Raw genomic sequence first — 6,127 nt, forward strand, 5'->3', positions numbered from 1 at the left:
CCATATGCCGAGAACTGTTAAATCCGGCCCTTTTCAGATGCTGTCAGACAACAAACAAATGTGGCATATGCCAAGGGTAAAAATTTCTTTCATTTGCCTCTTGACAAAAGTCACTTCATAACAGAAGGACAAAGTTTAGTTGGAATAAATGGATCTATTTGGAAATAAATGGGATTGCATGAAATATAGATAGTGCTATAATTAAAATGTAAAAAATTAGGATGAAAGAAAAAAAACTGTTTTTTGGAAACACTGGAGGAAAACGATCGACAGTGTTCTTTCATGATTTGATAAAATTGATTTTAAAGCGACCTATAACGGGTTGCTTTTTTTGTGTACCGAAGTTGTGTATGCGGAAAGGAGAAAAGATGATACCGTTAAAAAACATGTCGGATTATGAATCAGATTATGAAATGCTCCAGATCATTGCCCATGATCAGGAGAGAGCCATTCTTGTTCCCAGACAGGGAGTGATGATGTTTTATTTTATAGACGATCCAGAAGGGATATATCTGGAGGGAAATTTTGCTTACAAAGGGGACGCCTATCCGCTATGTATATTGCCTATAGACGAAGAAGAACAGATTATAGACCGTTATCAGGGGAGGGCTGTGGATGCGAGGAAACAGTATTGACAAAAATATCCCGGCAAAAGAAATGGTGCTTCAAATTGCCAGGTCATTTCAGGAAGATCCGGAAACGATTACGGAATTGATTGCTTTTAGCGCCCGATTTCCTGTTTACAGTTTGAATAATACACGACTTATCCGGAAAGTATTCCTTCCTCAAACCGTAGCCCGGTTGCTGGGAGAATGGCGTAATAAGCAAGATGAAGAGAAAGAAATTCTAGGGGATGAGTACTTCGATTATGGATTGGTGATAGCAGGAACATTTGGTCTTCCATTAGGCTTTTCAGCGATACAAACCTCACTGAAAAAGCTGATACAAGATTATGACCTTCCGCCCGTAGTCTTTCACAGTTTAAGGCATACAAGTGTTACATACAAGCTAAAGCTAAATGGCGGAGATATCAAAGCAGTTCAGGGAGATTCTGGGCATTCACAGATTAATATGGTGACAGATGTTTATTCTCATATTTTAGATGATGACCGAAGGAAAAATACAGAACTATTTGAGAACGCCTTTTATAAAAATCACAATCCTGATCCTCAAATCCATGAAACGGCCTCTGAAAATTTACTGCATGTACCAGAAGGTATTGATAAAGAGCTGCTGTCTCAGGTTCTTTCAAGCCCCGAATTGTCTGCATTATTAATGGCTCTGGCAAAAACTATAAAAATATGAAGAAAAGTATGGAATGTAAAACAGTCAGAAAATCGCAGACAAAGCAGAAAGGTTACGCCAATGGAAAATAGTAATAGTGTAATTTTAGTGAAAATTTAATAAAAATGGGGGTAGTATATGAATTTTCAAATAGGAAGTTTATATATAAAAATTTAATCATTAATTTATGGTGTAAGGGACGTAAAGTGATGGAGAAAACATAACTTGATGTCCCTTTTTTTACGTTTTTTGAAAAGACGGGAATTTAGTCTGTTTTTTACCATAACTTTACCTTGACCAGATATATAAATTATCTTCTTAATATAAAATAAAATTCGAGGTGGCTAAAAATGATTATTAGCATGAAGAATATTTCAAAATCTTATGATAAAACAGACGTCATTAAAAATCTGGATCTGACGATTAAAGATAAAGAATTTACAACATTGCTAGGACCTTCCGGATGCGGGAAGACAACCATCCTTAGAATGATTGCGGGACTAGAAACACCTTCCGCCGGTGAAATTTATTTTGATGATATTTGCGTATATTCCCAGGAGAAGAAGATCAATCTTCCGCCGGAAAGGCGAAATATTGGTTTTGTATTTCAAGATTTTGCCCTATGGCCCCATCTGACAGTTTTTGAAAATGTAGCTTTTGGGCTTCGGGCAAGAAAAGATCGGAAAAATTTGGAGAAAAGGGTTATGGATGCTTTGGAAGCAGTTCATCTGGCGGAATTTCGCAACCGCTACCCTGCTCAGCTGTCCGGTGGGCAGCAGCAGCGTGTTGGTTTTGCCAGAGCAATTGTGACACGGCCGGACTGTATTCTTTTTGATGAGCCTTTATCCGCTCTGGATGCTATTCTCAGAGATGAAATGAGAATAGAGATTAAGCGGCTGACTTCTGAGTTGGCAGTAACGGCAGTATTTGTTACCCACGATCAGATGGAAGCGATGAGTATGAGCGACCGTATTGTGGTTTTAAATAAAGGCACGATAGAACAGGAGGGGGAGCCAGAAGAGATTTATCAGCGCCCCAAAACATGTTTTACCGCAAAGTTTATCGGAAAATCCAACTGGCTCAGTGACAACGCCATGTTTCGTCCAGAAACAGCAAGTTTGGAAAAGAAAGAGGGCTATAAAGAATATGAGACGGTTTTGGAAGGAATTCAGTTTTTAGGTGAAAACTATCAGCTCTATCTTAATGCTTCCGGGCGGAAGTGGGGTATTGAAGCCCCATGCAGATACAATGTTGGTTCCAGAGTATCTGTTTATATAAATGAGGATAAAATAGTAACTTTTTGACGACACATAATTGACTAAAAGTAAGATAACAGGAGGACAATAGTCATGAAACAGAAAGTATTAGCAGGAATATTATTGACAGCATTGAGCGCTGGACTTGTGGCATGTGGCTCTACCGGTAGTGAGAGTACATCGAATACAGTACAGGAAACTGCTGCCGGAACAACAGAATCTGCCCAGGCTTCCACCGTTTCTGAAAGCGAAAGTGCGGCGGAGACAGAAGCTGCTGAGAGTAGCGATGCGTCTGCAACTGAAGAATTAAGCGGAACGGTAACGGTATATATGCCAAGCCCAACGGATCTGAACACAGCTTATATTGAAGGCTTTGAAGCTAAAACTGGTGTTAAAGTTGAACTTTTTGAAGGAACCACGGGAGAAATCCAGGCAAGACTTGAAGCGGAAAAAGATAATCCAGTAGCTGATGTTGTTGTTTTAGCATCATGGTCTGACGGACTGGCTATGAAAGAGAGCGGACAGATCATGAGTTATCCGGAAGCAGAAAATGCGGATAAACTTTATGATGGCTGGGTTGATGAAGATCATATGCTGTTTGGTACAAGCGCATCTGCTTTGGGCGTAATCTATAACACAACACTGATCGACAACTTGGATGCAGACTGGTCCGAACTTGCCGATCCACAGTATAAAGATATGATTGCTATTCCTGACCCGGAAAAATCTGGTTCGTGCAAAGATTTCCTTGCCGGTTATATGTGTTCTACAAATAATGACTGGAGTGCCTGGGAAGGTATGGCAGAAAATGGCCTGATGGTAGCTGGCGCTAATAAAGCAGCCCTTGAAACAGTAACCACAGGTGAAAGAGCTATTCTTGTAGCGGGTGTAGATTATAACGCCTATTCCAATATTGATAAAGGCGAACCTCTGGCCATCTATTATCCAGAATCGGGAACTGTAATCAACCCCAGACCGGCGATGATCATGAAAACCAGCAAAAATGTGGAAAACGCTAAAGCATTTATTGATTATCTTATGTCCGATGAGGCTCAGCAGATGGTTGCAGATGCTTACCTCCTTCCAGGCAGAAGTGACATCACATGTGATAACCGGACCAATGTATCCGATATTCCAACCTTCGATAATTTGGACTGGAATACAATGATGGAAAATTCCAGTGATATTGCGGCAAAATTAAACGAATTATGTCAGTAAAGTGAGGTAACAGGAAGTGAGCAAAGCAACAGATAAAAAACAAATGATTGTGTATTTTACAATCTTTGTCTTATTATTTGCATTGGTTATTCTTCCGATTGTTGCTGTTTTTGGTCAGGCGGTCATTGTAGATGGCCGCCTTGATTTTACCAGGGCTTTGCAGACCATCGGAGATAAAGAAAATCTTACAACAATTACCAATTCCCTTATTCTGGGCTTTCTGGTGGTGATCGTATCAACGATTATATCCACGCCGCTGGCGTTTTTGCTGGCCAGAACCCGGTTTTCGCGGTGGAAATGGCTGGATATTGTTCTCATGATTCCCTTTATGACACCGCCTTATATTTCTTCTATGGGCTGGATACTTTTCATGCAGAAACGGGGACTATTTCAGCAGATGTTTCCATGGACCGGAAGTCTTTCAGAAAGTTTTTTCTCCTTGGGCGGCCTGGTTCTTGCCATGAGTTTTCATGTATTTCCTTTCATGACAACCATGATCAAGAACGCTATTCTTAATATTGGCATGAATATGGAAGAAAGCGCGGCTGTCAGCGGTGCCGGTTTTGCTTACCGTATGAGAAGAGTCATGCTGCCCCTTCTGACAGGAAACTATGCCATTGCCATGCTGTTGGTCTTTGTAAAAACACTTTCTGAATATGGAACGCCATCAACTTTAGGGAATCGGATTGGATTTTATGTATTTACGACAGATATTCACCGGTATGCCTCTACCGCGCCTATTGATTTTGGGAAAGCGTCCAGTTTATCCAGTGTCCTTGTGATTATTTGTATGATCATGTGGCTTGTTCAAAGTTACACTACATCAAAGCATACTTATCATCTGGTCGGCGGAAAAGGGAATCGGGAAGGACTGTATAATTGTAAAAAGATCACAGAGATTATGGGAGGCATATACATTTTTATCGTGATTATTGTCACTATAGGAGTGCCCTATTTTTCCGTGATCGCTACCTCTCTGATCAAACTTCGGGGTTACGGATTGGCGGCAGGAAACTTTACATTTCAGCATTATGTAGAACTGTTTACGAAAAACAGTAAGGGATGGGAAGCGATGCTGACCAGTACATTTTTGGCTATTGTGTCCGCAACGATTGCCAGTATGGTCGGTACATTGATCGTGGTGTCCATTAAAAAAGCAAAAAAATGGAAAAAAGTCATTGAGGGTGAGGCTTTAATTCCAGAGATGCTTCCCAATATTGTTCTGGTTATTGGTATGATGCTGTTCTGGAATAAAATTTATGACCTTCTCCCATTATATAACACTCTGGGATTTATGGTTCTGGTATATGTGGTTATGTTTCTACCCTATTCAATCCAGTATGTCAGCTCGGCGATTATGCAGACAGGGGATTCTCTTATTGAAGCTGGAAAAGTATGCGGCGGGAATCGAGCCTATGTCTTTTTACATATCACTCTGCCTCTGATTATGCGAGGCGTAATGCAGGGATGGATGATGATATTTATTATCGTATTCAGGGAACTGGTCGGCGCCAGCCTGATCTCACCGCCCAACGTCCAGACAGTATCAACCTTTATTGTCCGGGAATTTGAGCAAGGAAGTGCTTCAGTAGCCATGGCGATGGCATTAATCTGTGTGCTGATCACTACAGTGTTGCTGATTATTTTGAATAATGTGATCGGAAGGAAAAAATATTAGCAGAATTTGATGTGAAGTTAACTTCTTTTCAAGGGGAATTTTACATTTCATTTTCTTTCTAGACATTTATCGCATTGATAGAACGAACCGATTGGCGCTGGATAAAAAAGTATAGGGGTGCTATACCAATATTCTCCATGACGGATATGTCAGGGAAAAGAAAGCATGGGGATAGGAAAACATTTTATAGCCATAATACCTAAAAAAGAAGAAGCAACCTTAGAGCATTTGAGCGTCCAGGTTGCTTCTTGTTGTAAAGAATAGTTGTTATTCAGAAGGTTCTTATATTTGCTTTGAGAAATAGATCCTGTTTACCCTTATGCTCATGAATGCTTCCCATTATTTGAACAATTTCAGGGGGCAAAAGTATTTTTGAAGTTGTGACATAATCAAATTTTTTCATAGGAATCTCCTTTATCCGAAAAATATCTCCTTCATTTTAATAGGAATGAAGGAGATTCCAATGAAGATGAAGAAGATGGTTTTCCCATTCATTTTGCAAATCATGTTAAGACGCTGCGTTTTCACCTTAATTCACCAGCTCGGATAAGTTGATCTCGTAGTTGAGAAACAGATCGTCCGGTCTCACCCGTAAGTATAATGGTCTCATAAATTAAGACACTTTTTCGGACAATTTTTAATGAATCTGATATACTAAAATCAATACGAAAGAGAGGATTCATTACTATGT

At 40.0% G+C, this 6,127-nt stretch carries 6 protein-coding genes; 5 read left to right on the forward strand and 1 reads right to left on the reverse strand.

Going from position 1 to position 6,127, the window contains the following annotated elements; all coding sequences use genetic code 11:
• The first annotated feature begins 368 nt into the window (after positions 1-368).
• From HNP82_RS17470 to HNP82_RS17490, 5 genes are all read left to right on the forward strand, one after another.
• Entirely contained in the window at positions 369-635 is a 267-nt protein-coding gene (locus tag HNP82_RS17470) for a hypothetical protein (RefSeq protein WP_183776777.1), read from the forward strand.
• Positions 616-1,305, forward strand: coding sequence for a tyrosine-type recombinase/integrase (locus tag HNP82_RS17475; protein WP_183776778.1), 690 nt, complete (start codon positions 616-618; stop codon positions 1,303-1,305). Before HNP82_RS17470 ends, HNP82_RS17475 begins: the two co-directional genes overlap by 20 nt.
• Positions 1,306-1,634: 329 nt before the next feature.
• Positions 1,635-2,588: an ABC transporter ATP-binding protein gene (locus HNP82_RS17480; RefSeq protein WP_183776779.1), complete on the forward strand. Its 954-nt coding sequence runs from the start codon at positions 1,635-1,637 to the stop codon at positions 2,586-2,588.
• 45 nt (positions 2,589-2,633) lie between these two features.
• Complete coding sequence (locus tag HNP82_RS17485) at positions 2,634-3,758, forward strand: ABC transporter substrate-binding protein (RefSeq protein WP_183776780.1); 1,125 nt, start codon at positions 2,634-2,636, stop codon at positions 3,756-3,758.
• Between the two features lie 16 nt (positions 3,759-3,774).
• Positions 3,775-5,436, forward strand: a complete 1,662-nt coding sequence (locus HNP82_RS17490) for an ABC transporter permease (protein WP_330599713.1) — start codon at positions 3,775-3,777, stop codon at positions 5,434-5,436.
• A 271-nt stretch (positions 5,437-5,707) separates the two neighbouring features.
• On the opposite strand, the gene HNP82_RS18280 is transcribed toward HNP82_RS17490, so the two are convergent.
• A complete protein-coding gene (locus tag HNP82_RS18280; RefSeq protein ID WP_279288934.1) occupies positions 5,708-5,839 on the reverse strand; it encodes a hypothetical protein in 132 nt (43 codons plus the stop codon).
• Positions 5,840-6,127: the final 288 nt, after the last annotated feature.

It is taken from the genome of Catenibacillus scindens, assembly GCF_014202115.1.
Lineage (GTDB): Bacteria > Bacillota > Clostridia > Lachnospirales > Lachnospiraceae > Catenibacillus > Catenibacillus scindens.